Annotated in this window: 16 protein-coding genes; 1 reads left to right on the top strand and 15 read right to left on the bottom strand. The window is 48.0% G+C overall.

Annotation, left to right across the window (positions count from 1 at the left end; all coding sequences use genetic code 11):
• Positions 1-303: 303 nt before the first annotated feature.
• The 15 genes from ftsZ to ACFSUS_RS18400 all read right to left on the bottom strand — a co-directional run bounded on the left by ftsZ (position 304) and on the right by ACFSUS_RS18400 (position 16281).
• The gene (gene ftsZ / locus ACFSUS_RS18470) at positions 304-1752 is read right to left on the bottom strand and encodes a cell division protein FtsZ (RefSeq protein WP_381525227.1); all 1449 of its coding nucleotides are present in this window, start codon (positions 1750-1752) and stop codon (positions 304-306) included.
• An 87-nt stretch (positions 1753-1839) separates the two neighbouring features.
• Entirely contained in the window at positions 1840-3231 is a 1392-nt protein-coding gene (ftsA, locus tag ACFSUS_RS18465) for a cell division protein FtsA (protein WP_381525196.1), read from the bottom strand.
• Entirely contained in the window at positions 3228-4001 is a 774-nt protein-coding gene (locus ACFSUS_RS18460; RefSeq protein ID WP_381525194.1) for a cell division protein FtsQ/DivIB, read from the bottom strand. Before ACFSUS_RS18460 ends, ftsA begins: the two co-directional genes overlap by 4 nt.
• Positions 4002-4038: 37 nt before the next feature.
• Positions 4039-5424, bottom strand: coding sequence for a UDP-N-acetylmuramate--L-alanine ligase (gene murC / locus ACFSUS_RS18455; protein WP_381525192.1), 1386 nt, complete (start codon positions 5422-5424; stop codon positions 4039-4041).
• 48 nt (positions 5425-5472) lie between these two features.
• Positions 5473-6570: an undecaprenyldiphospho-muramoylpentapeptide beta-N-acetylglucosaminyltransferase gene (gene murG / locus ACFSUS_RS18450; RefSeq protein ID WP_381525226.1), complete on the bottom strand. Its 1098-nt coding sequence runs from the start codon at positions 6568-6570 to the stop codon at positions 5473-5475.
• Positions 6571-6642: 72 nt separating this feature from the next.
• Positions 6643-7764: an FtsW/RodA/SpoVE family cell cycle protein gene (locus ACFSUS_RS18445; protein ID WP_381525190.1), complete on the bottom strand. Its 1122-nt coding sequence runs from the start codon at positions 7762-7764 to the stop codon at positions 6643-6645.
• Between the two features lie 50 nt (positions 7765-7814).
• A complete protein-coding gene (gene murD / locus ACFSUS_RS18440) occupies positions 7815-9173 on the bottom strand; it encodes a UDP-N-acetylmuramoyl-L-alanine--D-glutamate ligase (RefSeq protein ID WP_381525188.1) in 1359 nt (452 codons plus the stop codon).
• An 89-nt stretch (positions 9174-9262) separates the two neighbouring features.
• The gene (gene mscL, locus ACFSUS_RS18435; RefSeq protein ID WP_381525185.1) at positions 9263-9595 is read right to left on the bottom strand and encodes a large conductance mechanosensitive channel protein MscL; all 333 of its coding nucleotides are present in this window, start codon (positions 9593-9595) and stop codon (positions 9263-9265) included.
• A 230-nt stretch (positions 9596-9825) separates the two neighbouring features.
• Positions 9826-10386 (bottom strand): RNA polymerase sigma factor, encoded by a 561-nt coding sequence (locus ACFSUS_RS18430; protein ID WP_381525182.1) that lies wholly within the window; start codon positions 10384-10386, stop codon positions 9826-9828.
• Between the two features lie 130 nt (positions 10387-10516).
• Positions 10517-11350: a translation elongation factor Ts gene (gene tsf, locus ACFSUS_RS18425; RefSeq protein WP_381525180.1), complete on the bottom strand. Its 834-nt coding sequence runs from the start codon at positions 11348-11350 to the stop codon at positions 10517-10519.
• 176 nt (positions 11351-11526) lie between these two features.
• Positions 11527-12387, bottom strand: a complete 861-nt coding sequence (gene rpsB, locus ACFSUS_RS18420) for a 30S ribosomal protein S2 (protein ID WP_381525178.1) — start codon at positions 12385-12387, stop codon at positions 11527-11529.
• Between the two features lie 157 nt (positions 12388-12544).
• Positions 12545-12931 (bottom strand): 30S ribosomal protein S9, encoded by a 387-nt coding sequence (gene rpsI, locus ACFSUS_RS18415; RefSeq protein ID WP_020597105.1) that lies wholly within the window; start codon positions 12929-12931, stop codon positions 12545-12547.
• An 11-nt stretch (positions 12932-12942) separates the two neighbouring features.
• Entirely contained in the window at positions 12943-13386 is a 444-nt protein-coding gene (gene rplM, locus ACFSUS_RS18410) for a 50S ribosomal protein L13 (RefSeq protein WP_381525175.1), read from the bottom strand.
• Positions 13387-13512: 126 nt separating this feature from the next.
• Positions 13513-14721: a phospho-N-acetylmuramoyl-pentapeptide-transferase gene (gene mraY, locus ACFSUS_RS18405; RefSeq protein ID WP_381525173.1), complete on the bottom strand. Its 1209-nt coding sequence runs from the start codon at positions 14719-14721 to the stop codon at positions 13513-13515.
• Between the two features lie 81 nt (positions 14722-14802).
• Positions 14803-16281: a UDP-N-acetylmuramoyl-L-alanyl-D-glutamate--2,6-diaminopimelate ligase gene (locus tag ACFSUS_RS18400; RefSeq protein WP_381525171.1), complete on the bottom strand. Its 1479-nt coding sequence runs from the start codon at positions 16279-16281 to the stop codon at positions 14803-14805.
• 278 nt (positions 16282-16559) lie between these two features.
• Here ACFSUS_RS18400 and ACFSUS_RS18395 point away from each other — a divergent pair, with 278 nt between their 5' ends.
• A complete protein-coding gene (locus ACFSUS_RS18395) occupies positions 16560-16970 on the top strand; it encodes a hypothetical protein (protein WP_381525169.1) in 411 nt (136 codons plus the stop codon).
• Positions 16971-17009: the final 39 nt, after the last annotated feature.

Here is a 17009-nt window from a genome sequence, read left to right as displayed (position 1 = left end):
GCGGGTTTCCACCCGCGTTACTTACAAAAGCGGACGACTTTATGAAGGTTGTCCGCTTTTGTCTTTACTGAAGTAAACAGAATATGTTTTCATGAATTCAGAAGTCCTCGCGTTGGTTCGAAGCGCTCAGTGGCACAACAAAGAGACGTACGAGGCATCTCTCGAACATAGTCATGGATGAACCCTTTCAGCGCATCATCCTATTCCTTACGTCCATGTGAGTTATGGCTATACGTTGTACAACAAAAGCAGAGACCCGTTAGAGCCTCTGCTTATGGTATAAAATATCGTTAACAGCTTGTATTAGTCGTTCAATTTAGAACGTACAAATTCGTGTTCAGACAACAACGGCATGCCATACAGCATCGTTTTGTTTCGCTCGAACGTTGGTCTGTCGAGATCAGCCGCCAGATATTGACCTTTCACAAACGCATCAACCATTCGCCGGATAAGATCAGCATCGCTGGGGCGCTCTTCGTCGTCGAGCACCAACACATCGGCGTTAGGCTCTTCATGAGGGTAAGGCCTGCTAGTCGACGACGGTTCGGGGCGGATGATAGTCGTGCCGTTATAACCGGTCTGCGTCTGTTTCTCGTCAGTTTTAACAGTTACCCCCACTGGTTTGCCAATCGGTTCGTCAGCCTCGTCTTCAACAGCCACTAACTCTTCCGCTGTATTTTCCTGATCCAAACTACCTTCAGGCTCGTCAACTACATCAAGTACATCGTCAACGGGCTTTTCTTCTTCAGGATCAACCGTATTCTTCAGCTGGTCCATGAGGGCATTGGTCCCATCAAAACCGGCCGCAATAATGGTTACCCGCAAACTTTCGCCCAGATTCTTATCTGTTATAGCGCCGAACTTAAACATCCGGGCTTCGGTCTGAATCTTTTTGGCAACGTGTTCAGAAATCGCCATTTGCTCTTTAAGCCGCATGGCGTGCTCTTTACTCGACGAAATGGTAAGCAGAATTCGCTTGGCGCCCCGAATATCGTGGTCGTTCAACAAAGGCGAATTCAAAGCAGCCTCAATAGCCCGAAGCGCCCGATCTTCACCGGATGCTTCAGCAGAGCCCATGACCGATTGACCCGCCTGTTCGAGCACTTTCTTTACGTCAGCAAAGTCCGCATTGATGTCGCCCTGCGTCGTAATAATTTCGGCAATACTTTTCACTGCATTGGCCAGTACGTCATCAGCATGCGCGTAGGCTTCGGTCCAGGTAAGCTCGCTGTATAACTCGGCTAGTTTATCGTTGAGCACGACCAACACGGTATCGCAGCTTTTCTTCAGCTTTTCGATACCTTCGCGGGCCTGTTCTTTCTTATCCGTTCCTTCATACCAGTACGGTGCTGTGACGACAGCGACGGTCAGTAAGCCCATTTCCCGGGCTACTTCGGCCACAACCGGTGCAGCCCCTGTACCCGTTCCTCCGCCCATACCGGCCGTGATAAAGACCATTTTGGTTGGTGGAGCTAATAGATTCCGGATTTCTTCAATACTGGCGCGGGCCGCATCTTCCCCGGCTTTAGCCTCTGTTCCAGCACCCAGCCCATCTCCTAATTGCAACTTTGTTGGCACGGGATTGCTCATAAGAGCTTGCCGGTCTGTGTTGCAAACAGCGAAGTTAACATCCTTCATGTCGAGGTTAAACATGTGCTTGACGGCATTACCGCCCATGCCCCCCACACCGACAACCTTTATAATGGTTGGATTGTCGTCTGGAATCTCGAATCTATAGCCCTGACTAAGCATTTTATCAGCCTGTGGTGTCTTTTCGTTATACAAAAACTGCATAATTACGATTAAATCGGCGGTAGGCCGATTCTCCTTGCGGGGTCGTTAATACGTATCGGTTTCACTGCCACGAATCGGTCTGGTAACCTTACGCAGCCATCCTAATAAACCACCTTCTTCAGGCTCTTTCTCAACTTTTTCAACCGGCTTTTCGCGGCTAACGGGCGGAGCGTAGGATTGCCGAACGGGAGCAGGAGCTGGCTCTTCACTATAAGAGCTCCGGTTAGGATCACTGATAAACGAAATCCGGTTATCAATGGTCTTGTAACCCGCCCAAACTAAGCCAACGGCCGTGGCATACGCCGGATCGCCCACCAGGTCAGCGCGCCCGTTGGGCTCAAGGTGTTCGGGGAAACCAACACGAACCTCTTCAACACCCGTCACGCGCCCAAAAATCTGCTCTACACCCGGAATGAGTGCTGTACCGCCAGTCAGCACAAGACCGCCCAGCAGTTTACCTTCGTAACCAGAACGAATGATTTCAGCCTGAACCAACGCTGCTATTTCGCGTAGCCGATCTTCAATAATAACCGCTACGTTTTTTAGCAAGACGTCTTTCGGCTTACGATTGCTTAACCCTGGCACAGCTACAACTTCATTTAAGTTGTATTCGGCAGGGTTTGCGCTACCAAATTTCTTCTTGAGTTGTTCGGCCTGGTTAGGCAGGATTTTACAACCTGCCTGAATGTCGGACGTAAGGCTATTACCCGCCCACGGAAACACTGCTACGTGACGTAATACATTGCGGTAATAGATAGCCATTTCGGTTGTGCCTCCGCCAATGTCAACCAAAGCAACGCCAGCGTATTTCTCTTCGTCGGTCAGCACGGCTAAACCCGACGCCAGCGCAGATAACATCATAGTATCCTGCGCCAGGTTATTACGCATAATGCATTTCCGAATGTTACGCGCTGCATTAGCCTGAGCCGTAATCAACTGAAAATCAGCTCCTAACTTAACCCCGTTTCGGCCAACGGGTTGGTTTACGTTGGTTTCGTTATCCACCACGAAATCCATTGGCAGCACGTGAATAATCTCTTTATCGGCTGGAATAGACGTGCGGTACATGTCACTCAGGAGGTGGTCAATGTCCTCGGTTTGCACTTCATCGCCCGACGAAGACCGCGTGATGCTACCACTTGACTTGACCGATGTAACGTGCGAGCCGCTGAAACTGACGTTTACTAAGTGAATATTAAGATTCGATTGATTAGAGGCTTCTGCCACTGCCCGTCGAATCGCATTAACCGTATTGTTGACGTTTACTACGGAGCCTTTAGCAACGCCGTCAGTCAGATTCGTTTCTCCCACACCCAATACTTCGAGTGTTTCCTGTTCTTTGTTATTACGAATCAACCGGCCCGCTACCGCACACACCTTGGTGCTGCCGATATCCAGGCCCACCACAATTTTCTCGTCCATGCCCGTCATTGTCATTCGCAAACTATTTGGTTTCGGTACTGAACGCTTACCCGGCTGTAACGGTCCCAACCCTTTGCCGGTAGAACGTCCGTATAGACTAATTTCAATTTTTTAAACTTTGCCTCTAAATCCGTTGGTGGACCCAATTCAATTCGATGATTTCCCATTTGGGGCCACATCGTCACCTCCCCCAGCTCATCAACGGAAAGTTCTGTAATCTGGGCTCGCCAAAACGGATCGTCGTTAATTCGTTTCAGCAGCTCCAGTAACGGCCGATTTCGCTCACTAGCTAATGAGCGATTCCGCACGAAATACGTTCCGGTCAGAATTGGGACTCGTGCCGAATAGTTCATCGATATCGGAAAAAACCGCCCTTCCTCGCTCACATATTGACCTGATACAGCTCGTATTCCATCACCAGATGGCATCAGGCGGGCCAATGGCCGGGGTTGCTCAACCATCACAAGCAGATTGCCCATGAGATCACGCGATACCTGGCAATTTCTGACTAATCCATGCTGCCTTAACCGAGTCTCCAATCGCTTAAAATCTACCTCATCATATGCCTTTCCGACAACCGGATCAGCACCTTCGTTCGTCAGGTAACCCGTTACGTCTTTGCGAGTTAAAAAGCGATGGCCGTCAATTTGATCTAATTGAATGACTACCGCCCGAACGCGCTTCTGACCGTGCCGAGCTTCTGTAAAAGCAATGAGTCCAAAGAGACTTAAAAGCCCTCCAGCTACGAACAGCCACTTTCTGGTTGAATTAAAGGTAAAAAACATCTGTAAATAAGCTAAGTTGTTACACAGATATTTTTATCTATTGGTATTCTAATACGTTTTTTATCGTTGGTAACTGCTGATCTATATCACCAGCTCCGATGGTTACTAGCAAAGATGGCTTCATTTCTTGTAAAATATCGACTAATTCAGCCTTTGTACATCGTTTTTTTGTTTTCGATGTAACATTTTTGAATATCAACTCTGAAGTAACGCCTTCTATCGGTAACTCCCGCGCCGGGTAAATATCCAATAAAATCACGTTATCTGCTAATGATAAGCTCTCTGCGAACCCATCCGCGAAATCGCGTGTGCGGCTAAACAGATGCGGCTGGAACACAGCCGTTAATTCCCGGTCTGGGTACAACGCCTTTACTGAGGATAAAAACGCCTGCACTTCAGCTGGGTGATGAGCATAATCATCGATAAATACGACTTTATCAGTTTTAAGGATGTACTCAAACCGTCGGCGAACGCCACGGTACGTGTTGAGTGCCAACCGGATCGCTTCTGCCGATACGCCTAACTTCAGCGCTACGGCAGAAGCGGCTACTGCATTTTCGACATTATGAAACCCAGGGACGATCAAATGGATATCAGAAATAATACCGTTGGGATGCACCAAATCAAAGACGAAGGCCGCGTTTTGGATTCGTAAATTCTGGCTGTAATAATCACCTTCTTCTAGCGAATACTTCCGAACAGCTGCTTTTGTTTGATCCGCCAGCGATAATCCTTTTTTCATGAACAGTGTACCATCCGGTTCAATCTGGCTCACGAACTGGCCAAACGATTCGAGTACAGCATCGTGTGCGCCATAAATATCTAAGTGGTCGGCATCCGTTGAGGTGACAATGGCTAAGTGAGGGAACAACGTTAGAAACGAACGGTCGAACTCGTCTGCCTCCACTACGCAGACAACCGAGCGTAAGTCTTCAGCAGGATCATTGAGCAAGAAATTCGTGCCATAGTTGTTGGTAATTCCTCCTAAAAAAGCGGCACAATTCACTCCGGCGTCGCGCAGGATATGCGCCACCATCGATGAGGTCGTTGTTTTACCGTGTGTGCCAGCTACACCAACGGTTTTCATTTGTCCGGCTAATAACCCGAGCACCTGCGACCGCTTTTGTAGCGTAAAGCCGTTCTCTGTTAGAAAAATGTACTCTGCATGTGTTTTTGGTACGGCCGGCGTATAGATTACCAACGTTTCGGTCGCATTCTCACGAAAGGCGGCTGGTATTTCGTTAACATCTTCGGTAAAATGGATAGCCATGCCTTCCGCCTGTAGAGCTTCGGTAAGGCCAGTTGCGGTTTTGTCATAACCCGCAACGGAATAGCCATTTACCCGAAACCAACGTGCCAGCGCGCTCATGCCGATGCCGCCAATGCCTAAAAAATAAATGTATTTGAACTGATCTAATGTCATGATTGCAAAAAAGAGCGATAAGATATAACCGAAGCCTCCTTATCGCTCTTATCCTTTATTTGTTAGTTTTAATACCTCCTCGGCGATTTCTCGAGCGGCATTAGGTTTAGCTAATGTTTTGATTTCAGCACCCAACCGCTGTCGTTGCGACTGATCGTTAATCAACGTTAGGGCTGTCGTAACGAGGGTTTCCCGGGCATCCTGATCGCGAACCAGAAGAGCCGCCTTCCGGTCAACGAGCGCCATTGCATTTTTAGTCTGATGGTCTTCAGCTGCGGCAGGAAATGGCACTAAAATCGCCGGTCGGCCAACCAGACACAATTCAGATACTGATAAAGCTCCGGCCCGCGATACAACCACGTCGGCGATGGCGTATGCCTTGTCCATGTCATAGATGAAATCGTACGCTTTAATCAATGGCGACCCAACCGTGGCGACGGCCGCCCGTGCGCGCTCAATAAAAGCGGGTCCCGTTTGCCAAACCACTTGAACACCCGCATCTACAAACCGCTTTAGCCCTGCTTCCAGGCTTTCATTCAGCGTTCTTGCGCCCTGACTGCCACCAATCACCAATAGGGTTGGTCGATTATCTTCTAGTCCAAATAGTTTACGCCCGGCCTCTACCTGCTGATCGGCCAATTGAATATCACTACGTACTGGATTACCCGTTAGTTTTATTTTTCCGGCTGCAAAGAATGATTCCATGCCCGGATAGGCTACGCAAATGCGCTCAGCCCAACGGGATAGCGCTTTGTTGGTTAATCCAGCATACGAGTTTTGTTCCTGGATGAGCGTCGGTATGCCCTTTACAGAAGCAGCCAGCAGAAGCGGGCCACTCGCGTAACCACCAACGCCTACTGCCACATCAGGACGAAAATCGCGGACGATTTGCTGCGCTCGTAGAAAGCTACGACCGAGTTTAAACGGAAAGGCTAAGTTGGCCAGCGTCAATTCGCGCTTGATGCCCACGACGGGTAACCCGACAATCCGGTAGCCAGCGCGGGGCACTTTTTCCATCTCCATTTTCCCTTCCGCTCCCACGAACAAAATTTCGGTGGACGGGTCCATTGCTTTCAATTCGTTGGCAATGGCAATGGCAGGATAAATGTGCCCACCAGTTCCGCCCCCGCTAATAATTATTCTCATTTCGTTTTCGAACCGACTTTTCGTTTCCATGAGCGGGTAATTTAAATCGCCCGTTTATGGAAGAATAAATTATTATATCTTGCTTTCGTCAGCTTCTTCGCGGCTGACACTCAGTACAATACCAATGGCTAAACCAGTAAATATCAGTGATGTACCGCCCATGCTTAGCAGTGGCAAAGGCTGACCTGTTACAGGTGCCAGACCAATGGCCACGCAGATGCTGGCAAAAGCCTGAAACACGATACTAAAGGTCAATCCAGCTGACAATAATCCTCCAAATGGCCTGGTCGCTTTCTGTAACGTTTTCATACCTCGCCATAAAAACCAGATATAGGCTAACACGACCGGAATACCTCCCAGAATTAAGCCGTATTCTTCAACGATGATCGCATAAATGAAATCTGAGAATGGATTCGGGAGCGTATTACGTTGGTGGCTGTTACCCGGCCCTTGCCCGGTTAGGCCTCCATTCGCCAGCGCGATATATGACTGCTCGACCTGGTAGACAATCGTGTCAGAATCCATGAAGTTTTTCATTCGATTCGTAGCGGTACCAAAGCGTTGGCCCAAAAGCAATGCCAAGCCACCGAATACAACGCATACGCCAATCATATAAGCCAGATAGCGCACGGGTACCCGACCGATGTACATCAACAGAAAGCAGGTTGCCCCAAGTAGCAATGCCGTTGACGTATTCGACAGGATGATGAGCGAACAAATAATACCGATCCAGAGAATCAAATTGAACAACACGTTAGGGTCGTTCATGAACCGCTGCCGCTTAGCCAACATTGCCGCCAAATTGGAAATAAGCGCCAGTTTCGCTAAGTCAGATGGCTGAAACGTTTGGTTGATAATCGGAATGGTTACCCAACGTGAAGCATCGTTCAGGGTCGATCCCTTAAAAAACGCCCATAGCAGCAACGGAATGGATAGCCAAAGCCCAAATTTTGACAGTCGGGCGTAATAGATGTAATTAATCCGGTGCGCAAAATAGGTGCAAGCCAAGCCGATCAATAACAGCGAGCCGTGCTTCAGCAGAAAGACCTCCGTATTTCCGTCAAGCTCACGAAACGCCTTCGTACCCGTCGCACTATAAACGACTAGTACACTCATAATCGACAAGTACAGCACAATCCACCAAATCTGGCGGTCACCTTTGAGATGGGTACGAATCCAGTCGCGAAGCACCATATTTCCTGAATGATAAGTGATGAATGATAAACGATGAAGGGCAAATGCATTCATCCTTTATCATTCATCATTAGATTTCTTACTGATTCTTTGAACTGATTCCCCCGGTCTTCATAATTCTTAAACAGATCGAAACTGGCGCAGGCAGGTGATAACAGCACCACATCGCCGGGTTGACCAAAAGCCAATCCGTGTGCTACCGCGTCTTGTACATCCTGAGTTTCGTATATAGAAATGACTTTACTACCGAAGTAATCCACTAATTTATGGTTATCTACGCCAAGACAAATTAGTGCTTTGACTTTTTGTTGCACAACTTGATCTAACTGGCTGTAATCATTGCCTTTATCCTGGCCACCGGCAATCCAGATTGTTGGCGCGTCCATGCTCGACAAGGCATAAAACACCGAGTCTACATTCGTTGCTTTTGAGTCGTTGATAAATTGGACACCGTTAATTGTACCCGCTGGCTCGAGCCGGTGAGCCGCATTCTCAAACGTTTTTAAGCCCTCGGCAATGGCCTCCTCCGGTACACTAACGGATTGAGCCGCTAGTATAGCTGCCAACATATTGATGGCATTGTGTGGCCCACGTAAGGTAGTCTCGGCTTGAGGTATTGAGAATCTATGGTTACGATTGATGGCTATTAACTGCTCATCCTGCCGGTAACCGCCTACTTCGACTGAAGCCTCCAATGAAATAGGCAACTGATGCACAGTTGGCGTACGCTTAGCTAATTCGTCTGCGATAGGCTGGCTTTCCCGAAAAAAGATAAAGTCATCATCAGGCCGGGCGTTCTGCAAAATTCTGAATTTAGAATCCACGTAATTCTGAAAATTGTAGCCATACCGGTCGAGATGGTCGGGCGTAATATTCAGCAGCACCATGATATCAAGGTGCGTCTGGTACATATCGTCTAGCTGAAAACTACTCAATTCCAACACGAAATAGTCAAACGTATCGTCGATAACCTGCTCGGCAAAGCTATCGCCAACGTTACCAGCCAAGCCTACGTTCAGGCCTGCCGTTTTGAACAGATGATACGTTAATAGCGTAGTGGTGGTTTTACCATTACTGCCGGTGATACCGACAAGCTTAGCCTTTGTATAGCGGGCGGCAAATTCGATTTCGGAGATGACTGACGTTCCTTGAGCACGCAGCTTCTGAACAAGCGGTACGGTCGATGGAATTCCTGGACTTTTGATAACCTCATCAGCGCCTAAAACACGTTCTTCCGTGTGCTCACCTTCTTCGAAGGGGATACCAGCATTCTGGAGCGTTGTCCGGTAGCTTTCTTTTAATTTTCCTTTATCGGACAAAAAAACGTCAAAGCCTTTCGCTTGCGCTAATAAGGCCGCTCCTACTCCACTTTCGCCCCCACCTAAAATTACTACTTTCGATCCTGCCATAGTCAAACGGTACTCAAGACAAAATAACGCATAAAACAAAAGCTCCCCGAACGTTCGGAGAGCTTTTCAAGCGAATTAATCTGTTTAACTTATTCCTTAGCGGCTAGAGAACTAGACAGACGCATACGGTTAGCCGCTTTTACAATGATGAAAATCACCCAGGCCACGATCAGAAACTGTACTATGTTGTTTAAAAAATTACCATACCGAATAGCCACTTCAGGATCGGTTCCAACCGCTTCTTTCAGGACTATTTTCCATTGGGTCAAGTCAACTCCGCCGAGTAACAGACCAATCACTGGGTTCAGGATATCTTCAACCAGCGAATTCACAATCTTCGTAAAAGCGGCACCAATGATGATACCAACGGCTAAGTCAAGTACGTTACCTTGGGCAATAAAGGCACGGAATTCTTTTAACATAGTACAATCTGGTTAAGGTGAGAAACGGAATTAAGGTAAAGCGGTGGTAAACTAATGAACATCAATTATATATCAAAACAAGAATGCCCACTCTTGCCGACTGAGATGTTTTTTTGTAGCATGTTTCCTCTAAAAATATACTCTTATCTAAAAGCCAAAAAGTCCGGCTTAGCAGTCGGACTTTTTGTTATCAGAGTAACCAGTACAATGCTGGAGCCCGATATTTGTTGTTAATAATCAGCCATTTGCTCTTGGTAGTACTGTCTCAGCCGATCTCTTGACCGTTTGAGCCGCATTTTTACCGCACTCTCGGTTAACGAGTGGCTATAGGCCAGATCCCTTACACTCAGATCATCTTGATATTTCTGGCGCAACAGACTCTGATCTTCAGGAGCCAGGCGCATCATTGCTTTTTGCACTTGCCGAGCGGCCAGCTCTTCCCGTTCAGACAAGCCATCGTCGGCGTTTATGTTCAAGCCTTCCCAGCCTTCTCCTAACAACGTTTCCTTACGCGAGCGGGGAGCTCTTACTTGGTCGGTGCAGTAGTTATAAGTGATAGAATACAACCAGGTTGAAAATTTTGCCTGGTGCTTATATCCGTCAATCTTATTTATTAATCGTAGAAAGATATCCTGCGTTAAGTCGTCAGCCTGCATCGAGTCTTTTGTGAATGACATACACTTACGGTGCACTTTGTCACAATAGCGTTCGTAAAGCTGTTCAAAATAATCGTTCTGTCTTGTTTCCTGGTATTGATTGACGAGTTCTTCGTCGGTAAAATAATTCTTCATGCTGTACGGTGGTCAATAAAAGGCCTTTATATAATTCATGTACGTACATCAATAACTTCTAGTTTCCCCGAAAACAAAAATACCCGGCTAAAAGCCGGGTATTTACTAAACGGTATCTTGTTTCAAGCTTTTATCCAATCGAAACGCGCTTAAACGCCGAAACCGTTAAGCCTTTACTAGTTTTATCCAAAAGCTGCGCAATCGTCAACGAATTATCTTTAACGAATTCCTGGTTTAGCAGTGTGTTCTCTTTGTAAAACTTATTGAGCTTACCCAAGGCAATTTTTTCGAGCATGGCTTCCGGTTTTCCTTCTTGACGAGCCTGCTCTTTACCAATTTCAATTTCGCGTTCTACGATCGTTGCGTCAACGCCATCTTTGTCCAGCGCAACTGGTTTCATAGCGGCAATCTGCATGGCTACGTCCTTACCAACTTCAGATACGTCGGTACCATTGGTATTGCTCAAGCCAACCAGTACGCCTAACTTACCGTTCGAGTGGATATAGGACACAACTTTATCAGCTGATACCGTTTCGAAAGACGCTACGTCGATTTTCTCACCAATTTTACCCATCAGGTCGGTGATGTGGTCTTGCAAAGCGCGACCATCAGCTTGTGAAGTCGCCAGCAATGTCTCTTTGTCAGTTGCACCGGTGGCAACAGCTGTGCTCATTACGGCCATAGCCAGATTTTGGAAGTCAGCAACTTTAGAAACAGGCTCCGTTTCGCAGGCGAGGGCGATTACTTTACCGCTTTTGCCATCTTCACTCACGTGCGCCAACACGATACCTTCGGCCGTAGCGTTATCGGCACGCTTGTCAGCTATTTTTTGCCCCTGCTTACGCAGGATCTCTTTTGCTTTTTCGAAATCGCCGTCGGCTTCGGTCAGGGCTTTTTTGCAGTCCATCATGCCGGCTCCGGTCTCTTGCCGAAGTTTGTTTACGTCAGCAGCAGTAATTGCCATAATAAAGGGTGGTTATCTATTTAAATTGCCAAAAATAATTTGGTAATCAACATATTGTATTTGAAATGGAATAGCCCATAGCGGCTGGGCTACGGGCTATTTAATGACTTGCAAAGTTCTACAGTTGTAGAGTTACGTAGTTTAACCTGTCGCAAACTTTACAACTGTATAACTCTTTAGTCTTCCTGCTCTTCTTCAGCGATAGCCGCTGGTGAAGCTAATGCTTCTGGTTGAGGATCAAGCGAAGCGTCGCCCGGCTTACTCTCGTCTTCAGCACGGGCCTTAACGAGGTCTTCGTTGCGCTTAGCTTCTTCCTCTTCCTGAATGCGCTGATCATCTTTATCCTGCTTGCGCTCCATCAAACCCTCTTCGATCGCCTTACCAATGGCAAGGGTAATCAAAGAGATCGACTTATACGCATCGTCGTTGGCTGGAATGGCGAAGTCTACTTCTTCGGGGTTCGAGTTCGTATCGCACATAGCAAATACGGGGATACCCAGACGGTGTGCTTCAGCAACGGCAATGTGCTCACGCTTTACGTCAACAACGAACAGAGCAGCTGGTAAGCGGGTCAGGTCGGCAATACCGCCCAATACGCGCTCCAGTTTTTCTTTATCACGAGTCCGGGTTAAACGCTCGCGCTTGGCAATGCTCTTGACGGTCTCCTCGTCTTTCAGCATTTTGTCCAGCGTTTGCATTTTCTTCAGCGATTTACGGATCGTAGCGAAGTTCGTTAACATACCGCCCTGCCAGCGATCAGTAACGTAAGGCATTTTCAGACGACGCGCTTCTTCCGAAACGATCTCCTGTGCCTGTTTCTTCGTTGCGACGAACATCACTTTCCGGCCCGAGCGAACAATACCTTTAATGGCATTGCAGGCTTCGTCTAAAGAGGCCAACGTTTTGTTGAGGTCAATAATGTGGATGCCGTTTTTCTCCATGAAGATATACGGAGCCATCCGGGGGTCCCACTTACGCGTCAGGTGGCCAAAGTGCACACCAGCGTCGAGCAGGTCTTTATATTCGATTTGTGCCATTTTCGTAATGAAAAATGAATGTTGTAAAAAAATTACGCAGCACCGCCCGTCGGCATCATCTAAGGGCAGTCTGGACGAAATAAGCGAAGGGTTACGGGCAAAGAGCGGAGGATATATAACGACCCTAAGCCCCAGACGCCATGCCCCATGCCAATGATTAACGTTTCGAGAACTGGAACCGACGACGCGCTTTCCGACGGCCGTATTTCTTACGTTCGACCATGCGGGAATCCCGGGTCAGGAATCCTTCTTTCTTCAGTGCCGGGCGGAAATCAGCGTTCAACTCAACTAAAGCGCGGGCAATTGCCATGCGCGTTGCTTCAGCCTGACCAGCCACCCCACCACCACGAACGTTAACTTTTACGTCGTAGCCCCCCACACCGTTCACCGTAGCAAACGGCTGGTTCAGGATAATTTGCAGCACTTCGGTTGGGAAGTATTGTTTGTAATCTTTCCCGTTCACCGAGATGGCCCCGCTGCCCGCCGACAAATAAATGCGGGAGATAGCAGTTTTACGGCGGCCAATGGTATTAATACGATCCATTCGTCTGTGACTTAGAATTTAACTTCTGTAGGTTGCTGAGCCGCGTGTGGGTGCTGATCACCGACGTACACGTGCAGGTTGGTAAACAACCGCCGACCAAGCCGGTTCTTAGGTAACATACCTTTTACAGCATGTTCGATTATCCGCTCGGGGTGCTTTTCCAGCAACAACCGGGGCGTAGCAAAGCGCTGACCGCCGGGGTAGCCCGTGTGGCGGACGTAGATTTTGTCGGTCATCTTCGAGCCAGTCAGGCGCACCTTCTCGGCATTGATGACAATTACGTTATCCCCGCAATCAACGTGCGGAGTGAAGTTGGTTTTGTGTTTGCCGCGGATCAGGCGCGCGATTTGGCTGGCCAGCCGACCGAGCACTTCGCCCTGAGCGTCAACCACAACCCAATCCTTCTGCACCGTTTCTTTGTTGGCAGAGATGGTTTTGTAACTGAGCGTATTCACTGTTATGGAGACTAATTGTTTGATTTCTAACTGATTGCTTAAACAAAAAGCACTCCCGCTTCAAAACGGGAGTGCAAATATAGGCGTTATCCTGCTGAAATACAAGGGAGTGCCTACTTTTCCTTTCTAACGAAGTTTCAACGTTGCCAGAGCTAATGCGGCTAGTATGATTCCGATGATCCAGAAGCGCGTCACAATCTTAGCTTCGTGGTACCCTTTCTTTTGAAAATGGTGGTGCAGAGGTGACATCAAAAAGATTCGCCTGCCCTCGCCATATTTCTGCTTGGTGTATTTAAAGTAGCTGACCTGCATAATCACCGAGAGATTCTCCGCCAGGAATATGCCGCAGATGATGGGAATCATTAGCTCCTTACGAATAGCCAGCAGCAATACGGCGATAACTCCGCCCAGCATCAAACTACCCGTGTCGCCCATGAAAACCTGTGCCGGATAGGAGTTGTACCATAAGAATCCAACGCAGGCCCCCACAAAAGCTGCACTAAAAATTACCAGTTCGCCAGCGTTAGGGATATACATGATGTTCAGGTACTGCGAAAAGACCTTGTTGCTGGACAGATACGCCAACACGCCAATCGTTAGCGCAATGATAACGGACGTACCAGCAGCCAACCCATCAATACCATCGGTGATGTTAGCACCGTTAGAAACGGCCGTAATAATGAAAATACAAACAAGAACGTAGACAATCCAGGTGTAGCTATCCGGTAAGAAGCCAAACAACAGCGAGCTGTAATCAAACTCGTTGTTTTTAACGAAGGGCACGGTTGTCAGAGTAGACTTAATGTCGGTGTATACATCGGGCACATTCGATGTAGTAAGGAGCCGGGGGGCGTACACCCGAATTTTAACGTAATCATTAAAATAAAGCGTAAGACCAACAATTAGTCCCAGACCAATCTGCCCTACCACTTTAAACTTCCCTTCCAGCCCTTCTTTATTTTTCTTGAATACTTTGATGTAGTCGTCGAGGAAACCAATTAACCCGGTCCAAACGGTTGATACGAGGGCCAGCACGACATAGACATTAGAAAGCTTGGAAAACAGTAAGGCCGGAATCAGCAACGAGGCCAATATGATGAAGCCTCCCATGGTTGGCGTTCCTCGTTTCTGTAACTGACCTTCCAGGCCAAGGTCGCGAATTGATTCGCCAATCTGAAGACTGCGCAGTTTGTCGATAATACGACGCCCGAAGATAGCCGCAATCAGCAGTGAGGTGATAACAGCGCTAAGCGCCCGAAACGAAATGTATTGAAAAACGCCCGCACCGGGGAAGTTATAGCGCTCGTCGAGAAATTGGAAGAGATAATAAAGCATTAGTAGAGAGCGAAAGAGTGAAAGAGCGAAAGAGTGAGTCAGAAGTCGCTCTTTCACCCTTTCGCTCTTTGTTCGTCAAAGTTATAGATTTCCGTGTTCTGCAAAAGCCTCCCGCAGCACAGATCGGTCATCAAAATCGTATTTAATCCCTTTAATCTCCTGATACGTTTCATGGCCTTTGCCCGCTACTAGAATAATATCATTTGGTTTGGCGAGCGACACCGCCTTTTGAATGGCACTACGCCGGTCTTCGATCGTTAACGTTTTCTTGAAGTCAATCGGAGGTACGCCAGCCTGCATCTGCTCCAGAATAGCCATGGGATCTTCGTTGCGGGGATTGTCGGAGGTCAGGATAACTCGGTTGCTAAACCGGCAAGCAATTTCAGCCATGATGGGCCGTTTAGCGGCATCGCGGTTGCCTCCACAGCCGACCACCGTAATAATTTGGGGGAGCTGGCCCTGGTCGTTGTCATGTCGCAGGCCCACAATGGTTTCCAGCACATTTTGGAGCGCGTCAGGCGTATGTGCGTAATCGACTATACCAACGATTTTATCCTCGGATATGACCTGTTCAAATCGGCCAGACGGAGGAGTTATTCCTGATAACAGCGTCAATACATCGGCGGGTTCTTCGCCCAGCAGCACGGCGGCTCCATAAACGCTGAGCAGGTTATAGGCGTTGAAGCGACCAATCAGCTTGAACCACACTTCCTGATCATCGACGAGCATATTCAGTCCGAACAGGCTGTCGGCAATGATCTTGCCTTTGAACGTAGCTAGTGTTTGCAGTGAATACGTCTCTTTGCGGGCGGCTGTGTTCTGAAGCATAACCAGGCCACGTTTGTCGTCTACGTTGGTAAGCGCAAATGCGGAAGCTGGCAGTTGATCGAAGAAGCCCTTCTTCGCACGAATGTAGTTATCGAACGTACCGTGGAAATCGAGGTGATCGTGGGTTATGTTGGTAAAAATGCCGCCCGCAAACGCCAGGCCGGCTATGCGCTCCTGCACCACGGCATGTGAACTAACTTCCATAAAGACGTGCGTACAACCATGATTGAGCATCTGACTCAGCAACTGATTCGTCGTAATTACATCAGGGGTCGTGTGGGTAGCCGGGATAACCTGGTCATCGATCTGGTTCTGAACAGTCGAGAGCAACCCACAGCGGTATCCTAAGGTTCGAAACAGTCGGAATAACAACGTAGCCACCGACGTTTTGCCGTTGGTACCGGTTACACCAACGAGCTTGAGCTTTTGTGACGGCTGATTATAAAAGTTAGCCGCTACGTATCCCATCGCCCGTGCTGAATCCTGGACCCGTACGTAAGCGACACCGTCGGTAGTGGTAGCGGGGAATTCCTCGCATAAAACAGCAGTCGCGCCCTGTTGAACAGCCGTTCCAATGAAATTATGGCCGTCAGTAACGGTTCCTCGCACGGCAATGAATAAGCTACCTGGTCCAACCTTACGCGAATCCATTGTCAGGTCTGTAACGTCGGCGTCCATGTTGCCAGCGGTCGACAACAAGGAAATTTTATAAACAAGGTCTTTAAGCTGCATGCCAATGAAACGAGCTTAAAGCCCGCTTTTTGTGCAAAACAAACCGTTGAGAACGGTTCTACCTAATTTTTGGTAAGCGGTATATCCTGAATCGCTTGTATGGCTTAACCTGTCTGAGTATAACTTTTCTTATACAGGTAACGGTTCATACACCTTTTTCCACGATTCATCACTCCACTTCAGCTATTCACTCAAAAGCTTGTAAACAAGTGATTTAGCTCGGTATACCTTTGTGCCGTTCTCTTAAAAACAACTACCAACAACAACTTTTGAACATTATGAAAATTTTAGTTAAATCCTTGTTTCTCGCTATAGCGCTGATCGCAGCCTTTAGTGCCATAGTTATCATGACGGCCGGAGCCGCTCAGGGCCGCCCTACGAATCCTACCGCTCCCACGGCGGTTCGTTCAGCGGTATTTCCATCGGCCGCGGGTAAAGCGGTAAACGTGGTCATCGAAAAACCAGCTGGCCAAACGCTGGTTGTCCGCATGGTCGATAAACAAAATCACCTGCTATTTACCCAGACTATTAGTAAGAACGTGACTAGTCACCGGACGAAGTTTAACGTAGAGGAGTTAACCGACGGAAATTACGAGATTGAGTTAGTGAATGGTCAGGAAGTTAGCCGTCATTCGTTTACGCTTTCGACGCTACCCCAAGTTAGCCGTACGATCAGTATGGAACAGTAGAATTAGTGATTTATAAAAAACGCTACGGTCTTCGTGATC

It is taken from the genome of Spirosoma soli, assembly GCF_042684525.1.
GTDB lineage: Bacteria > Bacteroidota > Bacteroidia > Cytophagales > Spirosomataceae > Spirosoma > Spirosoma soli.
Note: the sequence above shows the minus strand (reverse complement) of the source record. Positions and strands in the feature narration are given on the sequence as shown.

Bases quoted from the DNA above. Each gene is read 5' to 3' on its own strand.
- ftsA (WP_381525196.1), bottom strand. From the start codon at position 3,231: ATGACAATGACGGGCATGGACGAGAAAATTGTGGTGGGCCTGGATATC.
- ACFSUS_RS18430 (WP_381525182.1), bottom strand. From the start codon at position 10,386: ATGAAGAATTATTTTACCGACGAAGAACTCGTCAATCAATACCAGGAA.
- ACFSUS_RS18445 (WP_381525190.1), bottom strand. From the start codon at position 7,764: ATGGTGCTTCGCGACTGGATTCGTACCCATCTCAAAGGTGACCGCCAG.
- ACFSUS_RS18395 (WP_381525169.1), top strand. From the start codon at position 16,560: ATGAAAATTTTAGTTAAATCCTTGTTTCTCGCTATAGCGCTGATCGCA.
- ACFSUS_RS18400 (WP_381525171.1), bottom strand. From the start codon at position 16,281: ATGCAGCTTAAAGACCTTGTTTATAAAATTTCCTTGTTGTCGACCGCT.
- tsf (WP_381525180.1), bottom strand. From the start codon at position 11,350: ATGGCAATTACTGCTGCTGACGTAAACAAACTTCGGCAAGAGACCGGA.
- murC (WP_381525192.1), bottom strand. From the start codon at position 5,424: ATGACATTAGATCAGTTCAAATACATTTATTTTTTAGGCATTGGCGGC.
- murG (WP_381525226.1), bottom strand. From the start codon at position 6,570: ATGAGAATAATTATTAGCGGGGGCGGAACTGGTGGGCACATTTATCCT.
- murD (WP_381525188.1), bottom strand. From the start codon at position 9,173: ATGGCAGGATCGAAAGTAGTAATTTTAGGTGGGGGCGAAAGTGGAGTA.
- ACFSUS_RS18460 (WP_381525194.1), bottom strand. From the start codon at position 4,001: ATGTTTTTTACCTTTAATTCAACCAGAAAGTGGCTGTTCGTAGCTGGA.
- ftsZ (WP_381525227.1), bottom strand. From the start codon at position 1,752: ATGCTTAGTCAGGGCTATAGATTCGAGATTCCAGACGACAATCCAACC.
- rpsB (WP_381525178.1), bottom strand. From the start codon at position 12,387: ATGGCACAAATCGAATATAAAGACCTGCTCGACGCTGGTGTGCACTTT.
- rpsI (WP_020597105.1), bottom strand. From the start codon at position 12,931: ATGGATCGTATTAATACCATTGGCCGCCGTAAAACTGCTATCTCCCGC.
- mscL (WP_381525185.1), bottom strand. From the start codon at position 9,595: ATGTTAAAAGAATTCCGTGCCTTTATTGCCCAAGGTAACGTACTTGAC.
- mraY (WP_381525173.1), bottom strand. From the start codon at position 14,721: ATGCTTTATTATCTCTTCCAATTTCTCGACGAGCGCTATAACTTCCCC.